At 70.7% G+C, this 21,628-nt stretch carries 18 protein-coding genes; 14 read left to right on the forward strand and 4 right to left on the reverse strand.

Translation table 11 applies throughout. The features are described from left to right. Positions 1-60 precede the first annotated feature (60 nt). From ACH4S9_RS34740 to ACH4S9_RS34765, 6 genes are all read left to right on the forward strand, one after another. The gene (locus ACH4S9_RS34740) at positions 61-1,485 is read left to right on the forward strand and encodes an L-fucose/L-arabinose isomerase family protein (RefSeq protein WP_361193313.1); all 1,425 of its coding nucleotides are present in this window, start codon (positions 61-63) and stop codon (positions 1,483-1,485) included. Then, positions 1,485-2,507 carry a LacI family DNA-binding transcriptional regulator gene (locus ACH4S9_RS34745; RefSeq protein ID WP_361193315.1) on the forward strand — a complete coding sequence of 341 codons (1,023 nt, stop codon included), beginning with the start codon at positions 1,485-1,487 and terminating at the stop codon, positions 2,505-2,507. Before ACH4S9_RS34740 ends, ACH4S9_RS34745 begins: the two co-directional genes overlap by 1 nt. Positions 2,508-2,697: 190 nt before the next feature. Then, positions 2,698-4,272 carry a glycoside hydrolase family 28 protein gene (locus ACH4S9_RS34750; protein ID WP_398375528.1) on the forward strand — a complete coding sequence of 525 codons (1,575 nt, stop codon included), beginning with the start codon at positions 2,698-2,700 and terminating at the stop codon, positions 4,270-4,272. A 48-nt stretch (positions 4,273-4,320) separates the two neighbouring features. Then, positions 4,321-5,265, forward strand: a complete 945-nt coding sequence (locus ACH4S9_RS34755; RefSeq protein ID WP_398375529.1) for a 4-hydroxybenzoate octaprenyltransferase — start codon at positions 4,321-4,323, stop codon at positions 5,263-5,265. Between the two features lie 24 nt (positions 5,266-5,289). Further along, complete coding sequence (locus ACH4S9_RS34760) at positions 5,290-6,177, forward strand: oxygenase MpaB family protein (protein WP_385346371.1); 888 nt, start codon at positions 5,290-5,292, stop codon at positions 6,175-6,177. Between the two features lie 147 nt (positions 6,178-6,324). Further along, positions 6,325-7,356, forward strand: coding sequence for a LacI family DNA-binding transcriptional regulator (locus tag ACH4S9_RS34765; RefSeq protein ID WP_358848967.1), 1,032 nt, complete (start codon positions 6,325-6,327; stop codon positions 7,354-7,356). 9 nt (positions 7,357-7,365) lie between these two features. Here ACH4S9_RS34765 and ACH4S9_RS34770 read toward each other — a convergent pair whose 3' ends face one another. Next, positions 7,366-8,502 (reverse strand): NAD(P)-binding domain-containing protein, encoded by a 1,137-nt coding sequence (locus ACH4S9_RS34770; protein WP_398375631.1) that lies wholly within the window; start codon positions 8,500-8,502, stop codon positions 7,366-7,368. Positions 8,503-8,598: 96 nt separating this feature from the next. On the opposite strand from ACH4S9_RS34770, the gene ACH4S9_RS34775 reads away from it, so the two are divergent. Further along, positions 8,599-9,531, forward strand: coding sequence for a hypothetical protein (locus tag ACH4S9_RS34775; protein ID WP_398375531.1), 933 nt, complete (start codon positions 8,599-8,601; stop codon positions 9,529-9,531). A gap of 320 nt (positions 9,532-9,851) precedes the next feature. On the opposite strand, the gene ACH4S9_RS34780 is transcribed toward ACH4S9_RS34775, so the two are convergent. Continuing rightward, the gene (locus tag ACH4S9_RS34780; protein WP_398375532.1) at positions 9,852-12,992 is read right to left on the reverse strand and encodes a tetratricopeptide repeat protein; all 3,141 of its coding nucleotides are present in this window, start codon (positions 12,990-12,992) and stop codon (positions 9,852-9,854) included. A 283-nt stretch (positions 12,993-13,275) separates the two neighbouring features. On the opposite strand from ACH4S9_RS34780, the gene ACH4S9_RS34785 reads away from it, so the two are divergent. Further along, complete coding sequence (locus ACH4S9_RS34785) at positions 13,276-14,529, forward strand: hypothetical protein (protein WP_311730682.1); 1,254 nt, start codon at positions 13,276-13,278, stop codon at positions 14,527-14,529. Beyond that, a complete protein-coding gene (locus ACH4S9_RS34790; protein ID WP_398375534.1) occupies positions 14,526-15,059 on the forward strand; it encodes a transcriptional regulator in 534 nt (177 codons plus the stop codon). Before ACH4S9_RS34785 ends, ACH4S9_RS34790 begins: the two co-directional genes overlap by 4 nt. Here the strand turns inward: ACH4S9_RS34790 and ACH4S9_RS34795 are convergent. After that, positions 14,954-17,104 (reverse strand): ATP-binding protein, encoded by a 2,151-nt coding sequence (locus tag ACH4S9_RS34795; protein ID WP_398375536.1) that lies wholly within the window; start codon positions 17,102-17,104, stop codon positions 14,954-14,956. The two genes, ACH4S9_RS34790 and ACH4S9_RS34795, sit on opposite strands and share 106 nt — an antisense overlap. Before the next feature lie 301 nt (positions 17,105-17,405). After that, a complete protein-coding gene (locus ACH4S9_RS34800) occupies positions 17,406-17,729 on the reverse strand; it encodes a hypothetical protein (protein ID WP_398375538.1) in 324 nt (107 codons plus the stop codon). Positions 17,730-17,965: 236 nt separating this feature from the next. Between ACH4S9_RS34800 and ACH4S9_RS34805 the strand changes: the two genes are divergently transcribed. From ACH4S9_RS34805 to ACH4S9_RS34825, 5 genes are all read left to right on the forward strand, one after another. Beyond that, positions 17,966-18,829 carry a helix-turn-helix domain-containing protein gene (locus tag ACH4S9_RS34805; RefSeq protein ID WP_398375540.1) on the forward strand — a complete coding sequence of 288 codons (864 nt, stop codon included), beginning with the start codon at positions 17,966-17,968 and terminating at the stop codon, positions 18,827-18,829. Between the two features lies 1 nt (position 18,830). Next, on the forward strand, positions 18,831-19,046 hold the full coding sequence (locus ACH4S9_RS34810) for a DUF397 domain-containing protein (protein ID WP_398375542.1): 216 nt from the start codon (positions 18,831-18,833) through the stop codon (positions 19,044-19,046). A 75-nt stretch (positions 19,047-19,121) separates the two neighbouring features. Then, positions 19,122-19,712: a hypothetical protein gene (locus ACH4S9_RS34815; RefSeq protein ID WP_398375544.1), complete on the forward strand. Its 591-nt coding sequence runs from the start codon at positions 19,122-19,124 to the stop codon at positions 19,710-19,712. A 38-nt stretch (positions 19,713-19,750) separates the two neighbouring features. Then, a complete protein-coding gene (locus tag ACH4S9_RS34820) occupies positions 19,751-20,923 on the forward strand; it encodes a sensor histidine kinase (protein WP_398375546.1) in 1,173 nt (390 codons plus the stop codon). Further along, the gene (locus tag ACH4S9_RS34825; RefSeq protein WP_014174854.1) at positions 20,920-21,585 is read left to right on the forward strand and encodes a response regulator transcription factor; all 666 of its coding nucleotides are present in this window, start codon (positions 20,920-20,922) and stop codon (positions 21,583-21,585) included. The genes ACH4S9_RS34820 and ACH4S9_RS34825 overlap by 4 nt, the downstream gene beginning before the upstream one ends. The last annotated feature ends 43 nt before the right edge of the window (positions 21,586-21,628 follow it).

Genomic DNA, 21,628 nt, shown 5'->3' on the forward strand with positions numbered 1-21,628 from the left:
GGGGAAACACCCCGGCCCGCCCCCCCGATCGCACCAGGAAAGGAACGTGAGAGAACCACCATGACCGCACGTCTCCCCGCCGTCGCGCGCAAGCCGAGGATCGGGCTGGTCGCGGGCGGACTCGGGGCGTACTGGCCCCAGTTCCCCGATCTGCTCCCGCAGCTGCGCCGCTCCGCGGCCCGAGTGACCGAGCGCATGCGGGAGTTCGACGCCGAAGTCGTCGACGTGGGCTTCATCTCGGACGCCCAGGAGGGCGCGGAGGCCGCCGAGAAGCTCCGCGCGGCGGACTGCGACCTGATCGTCGGCTTCCTCACCACCTATATGACGGCCACCATGCTGGTGCCGATCGCCCAGCGCAGCGGCGCCCCCGTGCTGCTGATCAACCTCCAGCCCACCGAGTCCATGGACCACGACTCCTTCGACACCGGGGCCTGGCTCGCCTACTGCGGCGCGTGTCCGCTGCCGGAGATGGCGGGCGCCTTCGAACGGGTCGGGGTCCCCTTCCGCTCGGTGTCCGGATATCTGGAGGACGAGCGGGCCTGGGCGCGCATCGGCCGCTGGATACGGGCCGCCGGGGTGCGGTCCGTGCTGCGCCACGGGCGGCACGGGCTGATGGGACACCTGTATCCCGGGATGTACGACGTGTCCACCGACCTCACCATGGTCACCGGCAACCTCGGCGGCCATGTCGAGGTCCTGGAGTTCGACGATCTGCGGGTGCGGGTCCAGCAGGTGAAGGACGACGAGGTGGCGGCGAAGCTGGCCGAGACCCGCGAGGTCTTCGAGCTCGCCGACTCGGTCGTCGAGGAGGACCTGACCTGGGCGGCGCGGGTGGCGGTCGGCCTGGACCGGCTGGTGGCCGACTTCGACCTGGACTCGCTCGCGTACTACCACCGGGGCCTGGACGGCGAGATCCACGAGAAGCTGGGCGCGGGCATGATCCTCGGCTCCTCGCTGCTCACCGCGCGCGGTGTTCCGGCGGCGGGCGAGTACGAGCTGCGCACCTCGCTGGCCATGCTGATCTGCGACCGGTTCGGCGCGGGCGGCTCGTTCACCGAGCTCCAGGCGCTCAACTTCCGGGACGCGGTGGTGGAGATGGGCCACGACGGGCCCGGCCACCTGGCCATCAGCGAGCGCAAGCCGCTGCTGCGGGGCCTCGGTGTCTACCACGGTAAACGCGGCTGGGGCGTGTCCGTCGAGTTCGATGTGCGGCACGGCCCGGTCACGCTGGTCGGCCTGGGGCAGACCCGGGACGGCCGCTACAAGATCATCGCCTCCGAGGGCGAGGTGGTCGGCGGCCCGCTGCTGAGGATCGGCAACACCACCTCCCGCGTCGACTTCGGCTGTGACCCGGGGGAGTGGACCGACGCCTGGAGCGCGAGCGGCGTCGCCCACCACTGGGCGCTGGCCACCGGCCGGCTGCTGCCCGAGCTGCGCGCCCTGGCCGATCTCACCGGCCTGGAGCTTGTGGAAGTCGCCGCTTGATGGCACGGCCGGTGGGCATCAAGGAGGTGGCCCGCCAGGCCGGGGTCTCCGTCGGCACCGTCTCCAACGTCATCAACCGTCCGGAGTCGGTGTCGGAGGAAACCCGGGCCCGGGTGCTCGCCACCATCGAGCGGCTGGGGTATGTGCGCAGCGAGTCGGCGCGGCAGTTGCGGGCGGGGCGCAGCCGGATCATTTCGCTGCTGGTGCTGGACATGGCGAACCCGTTCTTCGTGGATGTGGCGAGCGGTGCGGAGCGGGCGGCGCGCGAGGCGGGGCTGGGGGTGATGGTGTGCAACAGCGCCCAGAGCCCCGAGGAGGAGGCCGAGTATCTGGGGCTCTTCTCCGAGCAGCGGGTGCGCGGCGTCCTGGTCACCCCGGCGGACATCAGCGGACGGAACCTGGAGTCGTTCCGGCGGCACGGCATCCCGTTCGTCTTCGTCGACCGGCTGGTGCCCAGCGCGGAGGGCTGCTCGGTCTCGGTCGACGATGTCACCGGCGGCGCCCTCGCCGCCCGCCACCTCCTCGACCAGGGCCACCGCTCCATCGCGTATGTCAGCGGCCCCATGCAGCTCGCCCAGTGCCACGACCGCCGCACCGGCGCGCTGCAAGCCCTGCGCGAGACAGGCCTGGGCGAGACGGCGCTGCGCCATGTGGAGGTCGAGCGGCTGGATGTGGCGGCGGGGCGGGACGCGGGGGCGCGGCTGCTGGGGATGTCGCCGCGGCCGACGGCCGTCTTCTGCGCCAACGATCTGCTGGCGCTGGGGGTGTTGCAGGCGCTGTACGGAGCCGGGGTGTCGGTGCCGGGGGATGTGGCGCTGGTGGGCTACGACGACATCGAGTTCGCGGCGGCGGCCGCGGTGCCCCTGACGTCCGTACGGCAGCCCGCGTTCCGGATGGGGCGTACGGCGGCGGAGTTGCTGATCGAGGAGACGGGGCAGGCGGCGGGCGCACACCGGCATCAGCGGATCGTGCTCCAGCCCGAACTCGTGGTCCGGGGATCGAGCCTGGCGCGGCTGCGCTGAACGCGCGTGGCTGCGCCCGGCCCATTGACAGCTCCTCTGCGCCTGTTACATTCCGAGTGAGAGATCCGATCTATCCGCACCGCGCCACCGTCTTTGGCTCACTGGATAGCAGGGATCATGGTTCAGCCTTCGGATACATCGGATCTGCCGCTATGAGCGATCAAGGCCGATACGCGAAGGAGAGAGAACGGTGAAGAGAATCGCCGCGTTAGCGGTGTTCGTGCTCGCGATCGTCTTCGGGCTGACACAGGCCCCCACACTGGCCGCCCCGGCCGCCGGCCGGGCCGCCACCTTCGACGTCAAGGACTACGGCGCGAAGGCCGACGGCTCGACGAACGACACCGGCGCGATCGAGAAGGCCATCAACGCCGCCAACGCCGCCGGCGGCGGGATCGTGGAATTCCCCTCCGGGCAGTACAAGTCCAAGAACACGGTCCACCTGAAGAGCGATGTGACCCTCCAGCTGGACTCCGGGGCCACCATCCTGGGGTCCAGCGCGGACACCTACGACAAGCCGGAGGCCAACCCGAACGACGACTACCAGGACTACGGACACAGCCACTTCCACAACGCGATGTTCTACGGCGACAAGCTCACCAACATCGGCTTCACCGGCTCCGGCACCATCGACGGCGCCGGAAACCTCATCACCGGCAACCCCGACTCCGGCGAGGCCGACAAGATCATCTCGCTGACCCGCTGCAAGGGCCTGACCCTCAGCGGCATCACCCTGCGGCGCGGCGGCCACTTCGCGGCCCTCATCAACGGCTGCGACGACGTGACCTCCGACCACCTCACCATCGACACCGCGAGCGACCGCGACGGCTGGAACATCATCAGCACCACCAATGTCACCGTCACAGACGCCGATATCGCCGCCAACGACGACGCGCTCGTCTTCAAGAGCGACTACGCCCTCGGCGCCAAGCTCCCCAACGGCCATGTGAAGGTGCGGGACAGCAAGCTGTCCGCGAAGTGCTGCAACGCCCTGATGTTCGGCTCCGAGACCTGCGGCGACTTCACCGACTACGACTTCCGGGACATCGCCATCACCGGTGCCGACAAGTCCGGCCTCGGCATGGTGTCCATGGACGGCTCCAACATCTCGGACGTCCACTACCGCGACATCACGATGACCGGCGTCCACTCGCCCATCATGCTGAAGATCGGGACGAGAAAGCGCTGCGGCAACAACCCGGGCGTCGGCCACATCAGCAACGTCACGTACGACAACATCACCGGAACGGGCAACAGCCCCTCCTTCAGCCCCACCCTGTGGGGTGAGTCGGGCGCGAACCACATCACGGACATCACCTTCAACAAGGTCGATCTGACCGTCCCCGGCGGCAACGACACCATGTCCACCGGCGTGCCCAGCAACGACGCCAAGGAGTACAACCCCAAGAGCATCGGCACCCGTCCGGCCTTCGGCTGGTACCTCCACAACGCGGACCGCGTCACCTTCACCGACAGCTCGGTGCGGTTCGCCGCCGACGACGGCCGCCCGGCGGTCATCGCCAACACCGGCAGCGGGCTGAAGTTCGACCACTTCACCGCCCAGCGCGGCGGCGACAGCCCCGCCGACGTCATGTTCCAGAGCGTCAGTGGCTACTGCCTGAGCGACAGCGCCGACACCTCGGGGCGCGCGCTGCGCGTGAGCGCGAGCGGCTCCACGGAGGGCTGCGCCCAGGAGTTGCCGCGGGTCGTGACGACCGCGGAGCGTGTCTCCCTGGAAAGGCGGGTAACTCGCCCTGGCCGGCGTTAGGTTGGGCCGATCGGCGTGCAATCCCCCTGGAAAGGGACATGAATCGGTATGACCGTCGCCTCACAAGCCCCGGCCCACGTCTCGACTCACGTCCCGGCCCAAGGCCGTGCCGCCCGGTTGGTGGGGCGGGCCCCCGCCGGGGTGCGGCCGTATCTGGAGTTACTGCGGCTGGACCGGCCGGTGGGGGCCTGGCTGCTGGTGGTGCCCGGATGGATCGCCCTGGGAGCGATCGCCGGGCCCCGGGACGGGGGCCTGCTCGGGCTGCTGCTCCTGGTCTACGGGGTGCTGTCGAGAGGAGCCGCCTGCGGGCTCAACGATGTGCTGGACGCGCGGTTCGACGCGCAGGTGCCGCGTACGGCGGGGCGGCCCGTCGCCTCCGGGCGGCTGGCGGCCGGGCGGGCACTGGTGCTGTGTGTCGTGGTGGGGGCCGCCGCTCCGCTGGTGATGGGGTTCTGGAGCGTGGAGGCCGTGGTGTGGGCGGCGGCCGGGGCGCCCCTCGCGGCGGTGTATCCGTATATGAAGCGGGTCACCCACTGGCCGCATGTGTGGCTGGGGATCACCATCAACTGGACGTTGCCGCTGGTGTACGGCCTGCTCACCGGAGGGCTCGGGCTCGGGGGCGGGGTGCTGTACGGGGCGCTGATCTGCTGGGCCGTGGGGACGGACGTGATCTACGCCTGCCAGGACCGGGAAGCCGATGTGCGGGCCGGGGTGCGGTCGGCCGCCGTGCTGCTGGGGTGCCGTAGCCGGGTGCTGGTGGGCGGCGTGTACGCGGGGTGTGTGGTGCTGCTCGCCTGGTTCGGCGTCGTGGCCGGGCTCGGGCCGCTGTACTGGCCCGGACTGTGCGTGGTCGCGGGGCAGTTGGGATGGCAGGTATGGCGGGCCGACCCGGCGGACGTCGGAGCCTGCGGGCGGGCGTTCGCCACCAACCCCCTGTGCGGACTGCTCATCCTCGTGGCCGTGCTCGCCGGGCGGATCGGTACCCTCGGCTGAGGGACACGGATCCTGGAGGTGCTGGTGGGACTGCGGGAACGGATCGCGGCGGAACTCACGGCGACCATGCACGGCGGGGATCTCAAGCTGGAGCGGTACGCGGGGCCGCCCGGTGATCCCGGGCTGTTCGGGATCGCGCCGGGGGACCCGGTGTGGCGGGTGCACGGGCAGGCCACCGGGATGCTCACCGGCGGGTTCGCCGCGCTCATGCTCCAGTCGCTGCATCCGCTGGCCATGGCGGGGGTCGACCAGCACTCCGACTTCCGCGCCGATCCGGTCGGGCGGCTGAACGGAACCGTACGGTTCATCACCACGACCACCTTCGGCTCCTCGGCCGCCGCCCGCGAGGTGATCGACCTCGTCCGGCGGATCCACACCCGGGTGCACGGCACCGCCCCCGACGGCCGGCCGTACCGCGCGGACGACCCCGACCTGCTCACCTGGGTGCACACCGCCGAGGTACGCAGCTTCCTCGCCGGCCACCAGACCTACGCACCCCGGCCGCTCCGGCTGACCCCCGCCGAGTGCGACGCCTATTACCGCCAAGCCGCCCCCATGGCCGAGGCGTTGGGCGCACGGAACGTACCGCGCACGTCCCTCGAAGCCGAGCGCTACCTGGCCCGCCTCCGCCCCCAACTCCACGCCACCCCGGCCGCGTTGGACTCGGTACTGTTCCTCCGCCGCTTCGGACGCACACGACGGGAGCGGCTGGTCGTAGGCCTGCTCACGAACGCCTCGGTCGGACTCCTCCCCGACTGGGCCCGCACCGAACTCGGCATCCACCGCCCGGCCCCCGTCCGCACCGGCTGGGACCGGCCCCTGGCGACGGCCGTCGGACGCACCCTCCAGTGGGGGCTCGGGCCCTCCCGGATCCAGGCCGCCGCACGGGGGCGGCTGGCGGAGGCGCGGTAGGGATGACGTCGAGACACCGGGCGCGGCCGGGCTTCCGCCCCCGCCCCCTGGGGTGGTGCGGGAAGAACCCGCCCCGGACGCCATAGCATGGGTCCCGCGGCCGCTACCGGCCGCGGAAAGGCGGGCGGGTCGAAGGTCGTGGGACGCATGGTAGGGATCAAGGACGTCGCGCGGCAGGCGGGCGTATCGGTCGGCACGGTCTCCAATGTGATCAACCGGCCGGAAATGGTCGCCGAGGCCACCCGCGACCGGGTGCACGCCGCGATCGAGCGGCTGGGGTATGTGCGCAGCGAGTCGGCGCGGCAGTTGCGGGCGGGGCGCAGCCGGATCATTTCGCTGCTGGTGCTGGACATGGCCAATCCGTTCTTCGTGGATGTGGCGAGCGGTGCGGAGCGGGCGGCGCGCGAGGAGGGGCTGGGGGTGATGGTGTGCAACAGCGCCCAGAGCTCCGACGAGGAGGCCGACTACCTCTCCCTGTTCGCCGAACAGCGGGTGCGCGGGGTCCTGGTGACCCCTGCCGACGCCACCGGGCGCAATCTGCGGAACTTCCGCCGCCACGACATCCCTTACGTGTTCGTGGACCGTGAGGTCCCGGACGACGAGGCCTGTTCGGTGTCCGTGGACGACGTCGAGGGCGGCGCCCTCGCCGGCCGTCATCTGCTCGCGCAGGGACACCGCGCCCTGGCCTACGTCAGCGGCCCGATGCAGCTGCCCCAGTGCCAGCACCGGTACGAGGGCATGCTCACGGCGCTCGCCGAGGAGGACATGGAGCGGGAGGAGCTGGTCCACATCGAGGCCGAGCGGCTCGATGTGGCGGCGGGGCGCGACGCGGGGGCGCGGCTGCTGGGGATGTCGCCGCGGCCGACGGCCGTCTTCTGCGCCAACGACCTGCTGGCCCTGGGGGTGCTCCAGGCGCTCTTCTCGGCCGGGGTCTCGGTGCCGGGCGATGTGGCGCTGGTGGGCTACGACGACATCGAGTTCGCCTCGGCGGCAGCGGTGCCGCTGACGTCCGTACGTCAGCCCGCGTTCCGGATGGGGCGTACGGCGGCGGAACTGCTGATCGACGAGACCGGCGAGGACGCGGACGCCCACCGGCACCGGCGCATCGTCCTCCAGCCGGAGCTGGTGGTCCGCGACTCGACCTTCGCGGTCCACGGCCGCCCCGGCCGCGGGGCGTAGGGCGCCCTCTCAGACCGACGAGACCAGTGCGGGGGCGCTCCCGGGAGCGGCCGCGAGCAGCTCCCGGATCTCGTGTACGGCGGCCCGCCCGGCCCGGTTGGCGCCGACCGTGCTGGCCGACGGGCCGTAGCCGACCAGGTGGACACGGGGGTCACGGAGCGCCCTCGTTCCCTCGACCGCGATCCCGCCTCCCGGCTCCCGCAGCCTCAGCGGGGCGAGGTGGTCGATGGCGGCGCGAAAGCCCGTGGCCCACAGGATCACGTCGGCATGCACGGACCGGCCGTCCGCCCAGACCGCCCCGTCCGGGGTGATCCGCTCGAACATCGGCTGCCGGTCCAGCACCCCCTTCTCACGGGCCCGCTCCATCGCCTCGGTCATGGGCAGCCCGGTCACGGACACCACGCTCAGCGGCGGCAGCCCGCGCCGCACCCGCTCCTCCACCATCGCCACGGCCGCCCGCCCCTGCTCCTCACCAAAAGGCCCGGAGCGGAAGACGGGCGGCCGGCGCGTCACCCAGGTGGTCTCCGCGGCCACCTCGGCGATCTCGAGTAGGTGCTGCACACCGGAGGCCCCGCCCCCGACGACGATCACCCGCTGCCCCGCGAACGCCTCCGGTCCCGGGTACTGGGCGGTGTGCAGCTGCCGCCCGCGGAACGTGGCCTGCCCGGGGTAGCGGGGCCAGAACGGGCGGTCCCAGGTGCCGGTCGCGTTGATCAGCGCGCGCGTGGACCACACGCCGGCCGAGCTCTCCACCCGGAGCCGCCCGCCGTCCCCCTCGCGTACCGCCGCGACATCGGCCGGGCGGACGATCCGCAGATCGAAAGCGGACTCATAGCGGGTGAAGTACTCCGTGATGACCTCGGACGACGGCCGGCCGTCGTCCGCGCCGGTCAGCCGCATGCCCGGCAGGTCGTACATCCCGTGCACCTTGCCGTACGTCAGCGAGGGCCAGCGGAACTGCCAGGCGCCACCCGGGCCGGGGGAGTGGTCGAGCGCCACAAAGCCGGTGCCCGGCTCGTACCCGGCCCGCCGCAGGTGATAGGCGCTGGACAGCCCGGCCTGCCCGGCGCCGATCACCACGACGTCCACCTCGCGCACCGCAGCCATGTCGTTCACGCTTCTACTAACTACGGCATGCGGCCGGATCTTCCCGCCGGGCCGCCTTCGTCGCCGACGCGACGGGACGGTAGGGTCCGACCCCTTGGGCGGGGGCTACGGGGAGGGTGTTCGATGGTTGCGCGGGTGTCGAGTCATACGCGGCGATGGGCCGCCGCCCTGCTGGCCGCGGTGGCGGTGGCGGTGGCGGGCTGCGGCTCCGGCGGGGACGTGCCCGGGCCCCCCGGTGTGAAGGGGGTGCCGGAGGTCAAGGAGGAGAAGGACCTGCCGGACCTCCCGCTCGACAGTTACCGGCTCGACACCGAGGAGAGCAGGAGGTTCGGCAAGGCGCAGCGCCTTCTGGCCCAGCGGTGCATGATCCGCCTCGGATTCACCGACTTCCCCGCCGACCCCAAGCCTCTGACCCCTTCCACCCCGGGAGTGACGCTCGTCGTCAGCGCCATGCCGACATCGCTGGGCGCATTCGACCTCGACCACGCCAAGCGCTGGGGCTACGGCTGGGAGCCGAGGCCCCGTAAGTCCTTGGAGCCGACCGGACGGGCGATGACCCAAGCGGAGTTCGCGGCCCTGTACGGCATGTCCGGTAACGGAGCCATACCGAGCGAGGGCAAGTCCCGCGAGCGGGGATGCTCGGACAAGGCCAACGGGCAACTGCTCAAGGGTGTCGCGGACTCCAGACGCATGTGGACCTTTCCCTCCGGGCACGATGCCGCCCTGCGGAAGGCGGTGGGGAAGGACCAGCGGGTGCGCCGGGCTCTCGCCACCTGGTCGGCGTGCGTCGTGGACAAGGGCGGCAAGCGGTTCGCGGATCCGATGGCCGCGTACAGCGACAAGGGGTGGATGCGAGACAAGGACGGCAACACCCGGCACACCCGGCGGGAGGTGGCCACGGCCGTTGCCGACGTCGAGTGCAAGCGAGAGCAGAACACCCTCGGCGTGTGGTGGGCCGCCCTTGCCAAGCGTCAGCGTGCCGACATCGAGCGGAACAAGGGCAACTACCAGGCGGTCCGCGACGATCTGGATGTGTTGCGGAGCAATGTGCGAAAGGCGCTTGGGTGATCGGCTTCGGGGTGAAGGTGTAGAGTCGATCAAGGACCGCCGGTCATGTGACCGAGTGTCAAATCCCCAACTTTTACAGAGGTCTTGGTGCATCGCACTCTCAAATCCGTCGCAGCCGCAGCCGCTGTTGTTGCCGCGCTCGCCATAGGAGCCATCGCGCTGAGCGTGGATGGCGCGAGCCCGGCCGGCCAGTCGACGACTGTGCAGGCCAGAGAGTCGCAGTGGATGTGGGTGACGCCGCCCGGAGCGGGCAGCCGCCTGGTGGCCGCATGAGTGCCTGACCTGGCTTCCGGCCCGGTGAAACCGGCTCCTGTATGCCTTCAGGAGCCGGTCAAGCCCTGGTTCGCGAGGAGAGACCGGAGTGTTTCCGCCTCCGTCTCGGCTTCGAGACTTCGGTACAGAGCGATCGCCTGATCGCCATACCGGCGGGCCCGTTCGACGTGGCCCAACAGCAGGGCGGTGCGTGTGAGCCCGGCGAGCGCGTGTGCGGAGCCGAGGGGGAAGTCGGCGGTTCGGGCGATGTCCAGGGCTTGTTCGAAGAGTGTCAGGGCATCGCCGAGCCGGCCCGACTCCCGCTGGACATCGGCCATCCCGAGCAATGCGCGCTGGCGCTCGTAAGCGTTGTCGATGCCGCGCGCCACTTCTTCGGCCATGGTGAAGTGCAGCAGGGCCTCGCGTCCGCGTTTTGTCGCGGCGTACGCCGTGCCCATGCTGATCAGCACGTTCACCTCGCCCAGGGCGTCGTGGCCGGCCCGGTGGCTGTCGAGTGCGCGCTGAAAGCAGGCGAGCGCTCGATCCGTCCGCCCGGTCGCCTGGAAGACGGCGCCCAGGTTGGTGTCCAGGATGGCCAATTCCTGGCGGGCGCCTCGCCGCTGGGCGAGTGCCAATGAGCGCTCGTAGTAGTGGCGGGCTTCGTCGTAGCGGCCCTGGTGGAATTCGTATTCCCCCAAATTGTTGAGAGCCTTCACCTGCCCGGCCTCGTCCTGAAGCGCCTCGTACAGGGAGAGCATGGCCCGGACATTCTGGAGGGCGTCGCCGTAGCGACCCGCGTAATACAGCGCCGCCCCCTGCACGTTGAGGCATTCCGCCTCTCCCGACCGATCGCCGACCGTCCGGTACACCGCCAATGCCTCGTCGAGCGTGCGCAGGGCGATATCTCCGCGGCCCCCGGCCAGGTGGGCGCGACCCTGCTGGAGGAGGGCGTCGGCGCAGCCGTGTGGATCGTCGAACTCCTGGAAGAGAGCGAGGGCTTCCGTCGCGCACTGCTGGGCTTCGTCGTGCTGTCGCTGCGCCGACACCTCCGCGCGCTCCACGAGGGTTCGGGCGAGCGCCGCCCGGTCGCCTCGTGAGCGGAGGGCGGACACCGCCGCGTCGTAGAGCTCGGAGGCGATGCCCCAGGTGCCCCACAGCTTGAGCGAGGTGGCCAGGGCGTGCGGGAAGAGCGCGGCATGGCTCGGTGACTCGGCGGCGGACACGCGGGCGACGGCCAGGAGGTTGGCGCGTTCCAGGGAGAGCCACACCGTCGCCTCGTCCGCGTCGGTGAACCGGGGCGCGTCCGTGTACTCCCGCTCCGGTGGCAGGGGCAGTGGGTGACGGGACGGATGGGCGAGGTGGGCGGCACGGTGGGTGGCGGTGAGGTAGTAGTCGAAGAGCCGGTCGACCGCTTGGCGGCGGACGGCTTCCGACTCCACCTCGGAGCAGATCTGGAGGCCGAAGGCGCGGCCGAGGTCATGGAACCGGTAGCGGTCGCGGATGGGCTCTTCCAGCAGGTGGCCGTCCAACAGCGCCTCCAAGCTCTTGCGGACCGGCGCGGCGTCCGGCCCGGTGAGCGCGATCGCGGCGTGGAGGGTGATGTCGGGGCCCGGGTGCAGGGCGAGGAGGCGGAACAGCCGTTGTGCCGGACCGCTGAGCTCGGCGTAGGAGAACCGAAAGGCCGACGCGACCGCGTCGTCGAATTCCTCCAGGGGGTCCGCGGCCTGGGTCAGCCGGTCGAGGAGGTGGTGGAGGTCCCAGGAGTCCCGGTGCCGGAACCGGCTGGCGAGCCACTGGAGGGCGAGGGGGTGGCAGCCGCAGGCCGCGACGACGTCTCTGAGCGCCGTGGCGTCGACGGACAGGCGGGCACGGCCCGCGATGCGGGTGAAGAGGGCGGCGGCCTCCGCCTGCGACAGCACGTCCAGGAACAGCGAGGTGGCACCGTCCAGCCCGGCGAGCCGGTTCCGGCTGGTCACGATCACCCGGCAGGTGGGAGCGCCGGGCAGCAGGGGCAACACCTGCGCGGAGTCCCGGGCGTTGTCGAGGATCACGAGCACGCGGCGGCGCGCCGTCCACTGTCGCCATTTGGCAGCCCGCTCGTCGATGGAATCGGGGAGCGGCCCGGGCGATTCGGATGCCTGGAGCAGGGCCGCCAGCGCCTCCGCGGGGTCGTGCGGCGGGCGGTCGCTGTACGCGTGCAGATCGAGGTAGAACATCCCGTCGGGGTAGGTTGTACGCAACTCGTACCCCGCGCGAAGGGCCAGCGCGGTCTTGCCGACCCCGGGCATGCCGTGGATGACGGTGAGGGGCAGGGAGGCCGTGCCGCTGTCCGAGGAGGCCTGGTCCGCGAGCAGGATGCGCAGTTCGGCTGCGCGTCCCGTGAAATCCCGGGTGACGCGCGGAAGATTGTTGGGGGCCGCGGCGGTATCCGCTTCGGTATCGCGGTGTGTCTCCAAGAGGGCACGATCTTGCTTGAGGATGCGCTCATGGAGCTCCCGGAGCTCCAATCCTGGCTCGATTCCCTGCCCGTTCTTCAGAAGCCGGCGTGTGGTCAGGTACAGGGCGAGCGACTCGTCGTGCCGTCCGCAGCGGTAGAGCGCCAGCATGAGGGAGCAGATCACCTTCTGCGCGAGAGGATTCTGTGCGGCGAGTTCCTGGAGTTCGCCCACGAGATCCGCGTGCCGCCCCAACTCCAGCTCCAGGCGGATTCGTTCCTCCCGCACCAGGCGGTGGTCCTCGATGAGCCGGGCGCGGGCCGAGGCCGCCCAGGCGCAGCCGAACTCCGTCAACGGTTCACCACGCCACAGGGCTTCAGTGGTGCGGAGCAGGCGAATGGCCCGCCCCCGCTCACTCCGCTCAGCGGCCGCCCTCGCTTCCGTACGGAGCTTCTGGAAGCGCAGCAGGTCGATGGCGTCCGGGGCGGCCCGGAGCTGGTAGAGCCCGGGGGAGGGGCGTTTCACCTCGGCGAGATCGCCGACGGCCCTGTTGAGGCGTCCGCGCAGCCGTGACAGATAGCTGTGCAGCGTGTCCAGGGCCGTCCGGGGCGGGTGTCCGTCCCAGACCCGGTCCATCAGCGTTTCGGCCGTGACCGGCTCACCCCGGGCATGGATCAGTACGGCCAGCACGCACCGTTCTTTCACCGAGCCGAGTGCGTGTTGTCGATCGTGATGCCATAGTTCAAGGGGTCCCAGAGCAAGAAGTTCCACCATCGCCCCCGATGGGTGTGCTACTTCCTGCCGCCTCCGGCAGCGCCCGCACCTTCGCGTGACACTCAATTTACTGTTGCCGTCCACCCGGGGGTAGCGGACAGAGGCGCACGGGTGCGCGACGGGGCGCACATGCGCCATGGTCATTTCCCACACGTGGAGTGCAGGATTCCTGCAAGTCGGCCATCCACCCCGGAGGGCAGCGACGTTGTGGCGACAGAGGAACGTCGCCGCCGACGGGACCGAACAACCGGTCCGGAGTAGGGAACCGGGGGGATTGACCTCGATGAACGTGGTTTTACAAGGAGTGCACGGGCCTCACGTGCCGGTGCGCCTGGACGTCGAGCGCTGGGCCACATGCCGGATCCGCAGGAGGGTCCTGGCGGTGGTGCACACCGTGACCGCCGGGCGGCGGCTGCTCGACGCGGTCCGGCTGCTGGAGGGCGACTCCCGAGTGCAAGTGGTGTTCACCGCGGCGCCCGACGTGTTCAGCAACGGTGTGGCAGCCTTCCTGAACGGGCTCAAGGGGCTGGTGCTGCCGTGGAGCCAGGCGGTGCAGACGCCGTTCGACCTCGCGCTGGCCGCGGGCCACGGCAGCCTCCACGAACTGCACGCTCCCGTGATCGTGCTCCCGCACGGCGCCGGGCACAACAAGATCGTCCCTGGGGCGAACCGGGGCCACCGGGTGGCGCAGCGAGGGGTGTACGGCCTCAGCAGGCAGCGGCTCGTCCGGGACGGTGCGCTGGTTCCCGAGACGCTTGTGCTGGCGCATCAGGAGGAGCTGACCCGACTCGGCCGCGAATGCCCCGAGGCACTGCCTGCCGCGGAGGTGGTGGGCGACCCCTGCTTCGACCGCATCACCGCGAGCCTTCCCTCGCGGGCGCTGTACCGAGAGGCCCTGCGCGTCCGGGCCCATCAGCGGCTGGTCCTGGCCTGCTCCACCTGGGGACCCGACTCGCTGCTCGGACGGCGGGAGGAACTGCTGGCGCGGCTGGTCGGCGAGCTGCCGCGCGAGGAGTACCGGGTCGCCGTGCTGTTGCATCCGCACGTATGGAACGCCCACGGCGAATGGTCGATCCAAAGCTGGCTGGCCGGCCTCGTCCGGCTGGGGCTCACCGTGATCAGCCAGTACGCCGACTGGGTCGGGGCGCTTGTCGCGGCGGACTACATCGTGGGCGACCACGGCTCCGTCTCGTTGTACGGTGCGATGACAGGCGCTCCCGTGCTGCTGGCCAGTGTCCCCGACGCGCATGTGGATCCCGCGTCGCCACTCGCCGAGTTGAGTTCGTTCGCGCCCCGGATACAGGACGACCGGCCGCTCATCAGGCAGCTCCACCGTAGCTCCGTGACCTACCGGTCGGACCGCCACCAGGGGGTCGCCGCGCGGATCAGCTCGGAGCCGGGGCGGTTCGCCCGGAAGATGCGTGCGCTGATGTACCGCAAGCTGCGGCTGCGGGCTCCCGCGGCCCGGCCGGTCGCGGAGCCCGCGCGGCTGCCGTTCGCGGTGCACTACGACGAGCCCGGCAGCGTTGTGTCATGACCGCGCTGAGAATGGTGGTGTCCGAGCAGGCCGAGGGGCAGGAGGCGGTGCGCCGCATCCGAGGCGTGCTGAAGCACCCGGAATCGGGCGCCGAGATCGTGGACGAGCATCTACGGGTGGAGCTCCCGGCCCCGGGCACGTGGTCGACGCTCGCCGATGTGCTGCTGGCCACCGGCGAGGGACAGGCCGGGCTCGCCGAGCTGCGGGCCCGCCACCCGGGCGCGCTGGTGGTCGCGGTGCACCACGGCCCCCGGTGCCGGCTGTGGCTCGGGCCCGGCGGCCATACGCTCGCCCTCCGGGCCCGACGGCCCTCGCCGGTGCCACCCTGGGGCCTCTGGGCTTCCCTGGCCCACACCTGGCTGGTGGCCGGACTGCCGGTCACGGCACTGGCATCGGTGGTGGTGCGGCTGCCGCTGCCGGGGGTTCAGCCCTCGGCGCGGTGCTCCCACTGGGCGAGCCGTGCCTGTACCGCCTGGGCGGCCTCCGACTCCGCGCGGCCCACCGATCCGTACAGATCAAGTGCCTCCTGATAGTGGCCCCGGGCGAGGTCCGGCAACCCGCGCCGCTCGGCGAGCCGGGCCAGGCTCTCCAGGGTGCGGGCCGTCTCGTAGTCGGCGGCCATGCCACGCAGTGTCGTGAGCGCTGTGGAGAGCAGGCCTTCCGCCGGGTCGAGCAGGTCCCGGGCGAGGTACGCGCGGCCGAGCAGTGTGGCCGCGCGTGCCGCGTTGTACGCGTCGCCCGCCTCGCGCAGCGTCGCGCAGGCGGCCTCGGCGTCGGTGGTCGCCTTCTCGAGCAGCCCCTGCGCGAGCGCGACATCGGCCAGGTTGAGCCGGGCCAGACCGCCGGCCCGTCGGTCGCCGCACGCCGGCAACTCCGCGGCGGCACGCTCGAAGAGCTCGGCCGCCTGGTCGAGGCGGCCGAGTCTTTGGTGCGCCAGCCCCTGATAGTTGAGGGTGCGAGCGTAGCCGAGCGAGTTGTCGGCGGCGCGGAACGTCCGCGCCGCTCGCTCGAACATCTCAAGGGCGCGTTCATGGCTTTCCAGACCGAGCTCACCCACCCCGCCGGAGGTGAGCATCCGGCACTGTGCGGCCGTGTCGCCCAACTCCTCGGCCGCCACCAGCCCTTCCCGGTGCGCGGCGCGCCACTGGTCGTAGAACTTGCGCCGCAGGAACAGCGGCCACAGGGCGTCCGCGAGCTGCCAGGCGACGGCCGGGAAGCCCGCGGGGCGCGCGCGGTGGATCACGGTCATCAGATTGGGCAGCTCACTCTCCAACCAGTCCAGCGCACCCTCGGCATCGTCGCCGAGGTCCGCCGTGATCACCGGGCCGGGACCGTAGCCGCGGGGCATCGTGCGATGCTGAGGGTCGACGATCTCCTCGGCGCGGGTGGCGGTGGCGAGATAGTGGTCGACCATGCGGCGCAACGCCGCGGCGCGCTCCTCGGGTGACTCCTCCTCCTCGGCCTTCGCCGTGGCGTGCAGCCGCACCAGATCGTGGAACCGGTAGCGTTCCTCCCCGGCGTCGATCAGCAGATTCGCGTCGTGGAGCGCGTCGAGCACCTCTGTCGCATCCCTGACCAGTGCCGCTTCGGCCACCGTGGATCCGAACTCCGGTCCCGGGTGCAGCCCGAGAAGCCGGTACAGGCGTGCGGCATCAGGCGACAGCCCCTGATACGACAGGTCGAGCGCCGCCCGTACGTTGTGGTCGCCTTCGATGGCCAACGCCTCCAAACGGCCGCGCTCCTCGGTGAGGGCGCGGACCATCGTCGTGATCTGACGCCGCGGGCGCGCCGCGAGCCGGGCGCCGGCGACACGTACCGCCAGCGGCAGCCCGGCGCACAGTTCGACCAGGGCGCGGGCTTCGTCGGGCTGGGCGGCCACCCGGCCGTCGGCGAGGGTGACCTCCAACAACTCGACCGCCGCCTCCGTGGCCAGGGGCTCGAGATGAAGTGAGTGGCAGCCGTCCACGGTCAGGCCCGGCATCCGCCGGCGGCTGGTCACGGCCGTGATGCTCTGGCCCCCCGGCAGCAGCGGCCGGACCTGGGCGGCGGTGGCGGCGTCGTCGAGCAGTACGACAAGCCGTCTGCTCGCCGTCAGGGAACGGTACAGCGCCGCTCGGTCGGCGAGGGCCGTCGGCATCTGCCTGGCCGGGACGCCGAGTGCACGCAGAAATCGGCCCACCACCTCATCGGGAGCCGCGGGACCGCTCGGGGACTGCGCGCCCAGGTCCGCGTAGAGCTGGCCGTCGGGAAAGTGCGGGCGCAGCGTGTGCAGCCAGGTCAGGGCGACCGCCGTCTTGCCGACCCCGCCAAGACCGCTGACCGCGGCAAGCGTGAGACAGCCTTCGCGGGCACTGCGGGCGCGGTGCTGCTCCAGCGCTGCCAGCTCAGCCGTGCGGTCGGTGAGGCGCACCAATGGCGGCAGCTGCCAGGGGGTTTGCGGTGTTCGCCCATGGTCGGCTCGCTCCGCGCCGGCCTCGGCGCGAATGTGGATGCCGCCGTACACCGTCCCTGCCTGGACCGCGGGTCCGTGCACCGTGCCGCTCAGCTCGTTGTGACCGTGCTCTTGCCCCCGCATTGAATCCCCCTCCGAAGGCGTGAGTAACGGATTCCGCACGACATCCTTTCCGTGTATGCGACCGATATCCATGGTGAGGGAAGACGGCCGTCTTGCGAATGATCGGGCGCACAGAGGCCAACGACAGGAGCGGCGTCATCGGCACACGTGTTTCAGACGGGTCGGATTCCGCATGGCAGCGCGCCGCGCACAGCGTGTGGGATACATCCACCCCTGGAGCGCGGGGGACGCCCCGCGCCCGGTGCTGGCCGAAACGCCGAGGTCCGACACCGGATTGCGCCCCGTCGTCGGTGACGTTGATCTAACCGCGGCCTGCGGCCGGATCTTCCCGCCCGGCGTCGGCTGTCGGGATCCGCATCCCACGGCTCTCGGCGACGCGCAGCGCGTCGTACAGCGCCTCGGCCAGCCGGTGGGAGAGAAACCGGAGCTCCCGGGCGGACACATGGCGGGTGCGCAGCAGCTCGCGCGCGTGCTTGAGGAGATCGCTGCCGGTGTTGAGCTGGACCTCCTCCATCTCGTCGGCCAGCTTCGACAGGCGGCTGTTGGCGCCGCCGTCGGTGACGAGGTAGCAGGGCTGTCCGTTCGCTCCGGGCCAGGGGAGCAGGCGGGGACGGGATGCAGGCATGGCGGCTCCACGGTGTGCGAGGTGCTGGTGGGCTGGTGTCCGCTACGGCAGGTGATGAAGCGATAGCGGAAACAGCTTCGGGTGCATAAGAGATAGTGCGCAAGGTGACAGATAATTTCCGCCCTAGATGGCATATGTGACCGAGTGGGCCGGTAGCTCCTGGAGAGCGACTTTCGGTGCCAGACTCAGACCCCGCACCAGAGCATGGAAAGCTCGACCCACCGGGAGGCATACTCGTGGCAGCACCAACGGGACCGACGGTCCGTCGCATGCAACTCGGCTGGGAGCTCAAGCGGTTGAGAGATAAAGCCGGATTCACCCTCGCGGAGGCGGTGGACGGGTTGACGTTCTCCACGACGAAGCTCTACCGCGTGGAGAACGGCCTCTCGGCGCTGCCCAAGGCAGCTGACCTGCGGGCGCTGTTGGACCGATACGGGGTGGAGGACGAGGAGGACGTGGACTTCCTCACGGACATCCACCGGGACTCGCTTAACCGGGGCTGGTGGTCGCTCTTCCGCAGTGTCCTGCCGTCCGGGATGGGAATGTACATCGGGCTGGAGAGCGGTGCCCGTAGTGTCCGGGCCTGGCAGCCGAACGTGGTGCTGGGCCTCCTCCAGACCGAGCGCTACGCCCGGGAGATGTTCCAGGCCGCCAAACCGGTCCACGAGACGACGACCGAATTCGTGGAGCGAAACATTCAGGTCCGCATGGAGCGCAAACGGGCACTGACGCGTAAAAGTGAGCCGTTGGAGCTGTGGGTCATCCAAGATGAGGCGGCCCTGCGGCGGGTGGTCGGCAGCCCGGAGGTGATGCGCGAGCAGTACGAGGAGATCTTGAAGCTCTCCCAACTCGACAATGTGACGGTCCAGATCCTGCCGATGGCCACCGCCGCCTATCGGTCGGCCTCCAACTTCAGCCTGATGGAGTTCGGCACGCCGCTGCCGACGGTCGTCCAGATCGACAGGGCCGACGGGTCGGATATCAGCGACAAGGACACCACGGTCTGGTCCTTCTCCCGCAGGCTCGACGCTTTGCGGGCGGGGGCGCTCGCCCCCGGTGAGACACCTGCATTTCTGCAACGACTAGCGAGGGAGATCTGACATGACACATCACATAGCATCCGATGTCGCTTCGGAGGACGCGTGGTTCAAGTCCTCCTACAGCCAGAACGAGGGCACCGCCTGCGTCGAGATCGCCCACCTCCCCCGTACCGCCCAAGTCGCGATCCGTGACTCCAAGGAGGGCGTGACCGGCCCCGCCCTGGTCGTCTCCGCCGCCGCCTGGGCCGCGTTCATCACTGGCGTACCGGGGCGGTAGGGACCCACCTCGCTCCGTCGTCCGGGGGAGAACGGAGATGGGTCACGTCGGCGATGTGCGGCAACACCCGTCGCAATGATGATCGTCGGCATGAGTAAACCCTTCGCTTTTATCGCCGCCCCGCTCCTGGTCATCGTCTACGCGGTCATCCGCATCCTGGACGGTCTGGATGGCGAGCGCGGCCCCGGTCTCGCCTGGATGACCGGTCACCTGGCCTTCCTCGCCGCGTTGCTGCTGTTCGTCCCGGTGTTTCTGAACCTGCGACGACTGGCAGGCGGCGGCAGGTTTGCCACAGGGACGGTCGCCGTCGCCCTCGCCGGCACCGCCTGCACCGTGGTCCAGATCGCCGTCGACATCGTCATCGGGGCATTGGCCACCGACCACGACGACATGCGGGCGATGTTCTCCGACGTCATCAAGGTCCCCGGGGTGGACATCGTCGTCTACACGGTCGGACCAGTGCTGTTCTTTCTCGGCCTGGTTGTCGTGTTCTGCCAGCTCGCGGTGGCCCGTGCCGTTCCGGCCTGGCAGGCGGCGCTCGTCGTGACCGGAGCGCTGGTATTGCCGGCCGGGCTCGATCTGCTGCCGGTCGCGGGCGTGTTGCTGTTCGCCGGACTGGCGCCGTTCGCCCGCCGCGTCGCCCGTGGCGCCACGGCGCATGCCTGAGGTCCGGCCGAACACCTCCCGTGGGAGAATCCACCCTCGTGTCCGCGCTGCCCGTCTTCCCACCGCTTCGCCGTCTGGTGGATTCGTCATGGTCGGACGCGGGGCTCGCCATCGTCGTCGGCGCCGCCCAGCTCTCACCCCTGCTGTTCCGGCACAGCGACAGTGGGCGCCCCTGGCACTGGTGGGGCTATGTCGCGGCGGCCGGGGCGTCACTCCCGCTGGCGGCGCGGCGGCGCGCTCCGGTGGCGGTCCTGCTGGTCTGCGCCGCCTTCTCCCTCCTCTACGACTTGACCGACCCGGTCGCTCCACAGCCGCTGTGGTACGCGGTCCTCATCGCGTTGTACGGGGTGGCGTCCGCCTGCCCGTCCCGGGTCCGGATACCCGTGTTCCTGGGAATGTGTGCGGTCGGCCTCGCCACAGTCGGCTCGCTGGACACCGCGACCCGCGGCGTCGTGCTGTACGTCGCCGCCTATGCGCTCGGCCGGGCCTCGGCCGGGTCCCGTGCCCAGGCAGCCGTTCTCGCAGAACGCGCTGTCCGCCTCGAAAGCGAACGCCGGGCAGCCGAAGAACGCGCCGCCGAGCGCGAACGCGCGCGCATCGCCCGGGACATGCATGACGTACTGGCCCACTCGATCAGCCTCATGGTCGTCCAGGCCGAGGCGGGCCCGGTCGCGCTGGACACGGCCCCCGCCCGCGCCGCGGCCGCGTTCGGCGCGATCGCCGGCACCGGTCGCGACGCCTTGGACCAGTTGCGCCGGATGCTCGGCGTGCTCAGGGACGAGGAGGGCACACGAGCTCCGCAGCCGACGGTTCACGACCTGCCCGAGCTCACCCGGAAAGTCGCCCGAGCCGGCGTGGAAGTGCGCTGCACCACCGAAGGCGAGCCACGTCCACTGCCCGCCGACTGCGGAGTCGCGGCCTACCGGATCGTGCAGGAGGCCCTGACCAACGTCGTCAAGCACGCCAGAGCGGACCGCGCCGAGGTACGCCTGCGCTGGCGTGACAACGACCTGGAGATCCTCGTGACCGACAACGGCCGTGGCGCGGGAACGAACCTGCCGTCCGGCGGGAACGGCCTGATCGGCATCCGCGAGCGGGCCGCCGCCTGCGGCGGGACCGCGACGGCGGGCCCTCGGGCGGACCGACTCCCAGGATTCGAAGTGAGAGCGCGGCTGCCCGTGGCCGCCCCGGAAATCGGAGCGGCACCATGACTATCCGCGTCGTGGTGGCCGACGATCAGGAGCTGGTCCGCGCCGGCTTCGCCATGATCCTGGCCGCACAGCCCGGCATCGAGGTCGTCGCGGAGAGCGGCGACGGGTTCGAGGCGGTCGGCGCCGCCCGCGCGCACCGCCCCGATGTCGTCCTGCTCGACATCCGGATGCCGGGGATGGACGGTATCGAGGCAGCCCGGATCATCTGCGCCGAGACGGCCTGCCGGGTGATCATGCTGACCACGTTCGGGCAGGACGGCTACCTCTTCGACGCCCTGCGCGCGGGCGCGAGCGGCTTCCTGCTCAAGGATGTGCGGCGCGACGACCTCGTGCACGCCGTCCGCATGGTCGCGGCCGGCGACTCGCTGCTCGCCCCCTCCGTCACCCGCACCCTGATCGCCGCCTTCACCTCCGGCGCGGTGGTGCCACCACCGCGGACCGAACGACTGGACGTGCTCACTGCGCGCGAGCGAGAGACATTGCGGCTGCTCGGTTGCGGCCTGTCCAACGCGGAGATCGCAGCGGCCCTGGTGGTGAGCGAGCACACCGTGAAAACGCATGTCAGTAACATCCTCACCAAGCTCGGACTCCGCGACCGCGTCCAAGCCGTGATCGCCGCCTACGAGACAGGGATGGTGATCCCAGGCCGTTTCACCGACTAAAACCGCGCCGGAACGTCAGCCGACGGCCCCCGGCTCGCTCGTC

Origin of the sequence: Streptomyces sp. NPDC021225 (genome assembly GCF_044332865.1) — a bacterium.
Classification (GTDB): Bacteria; Actinomycetota; Actinomycetes; order Streptomycetales; family Streptomycetaceae; genus Streptomyces.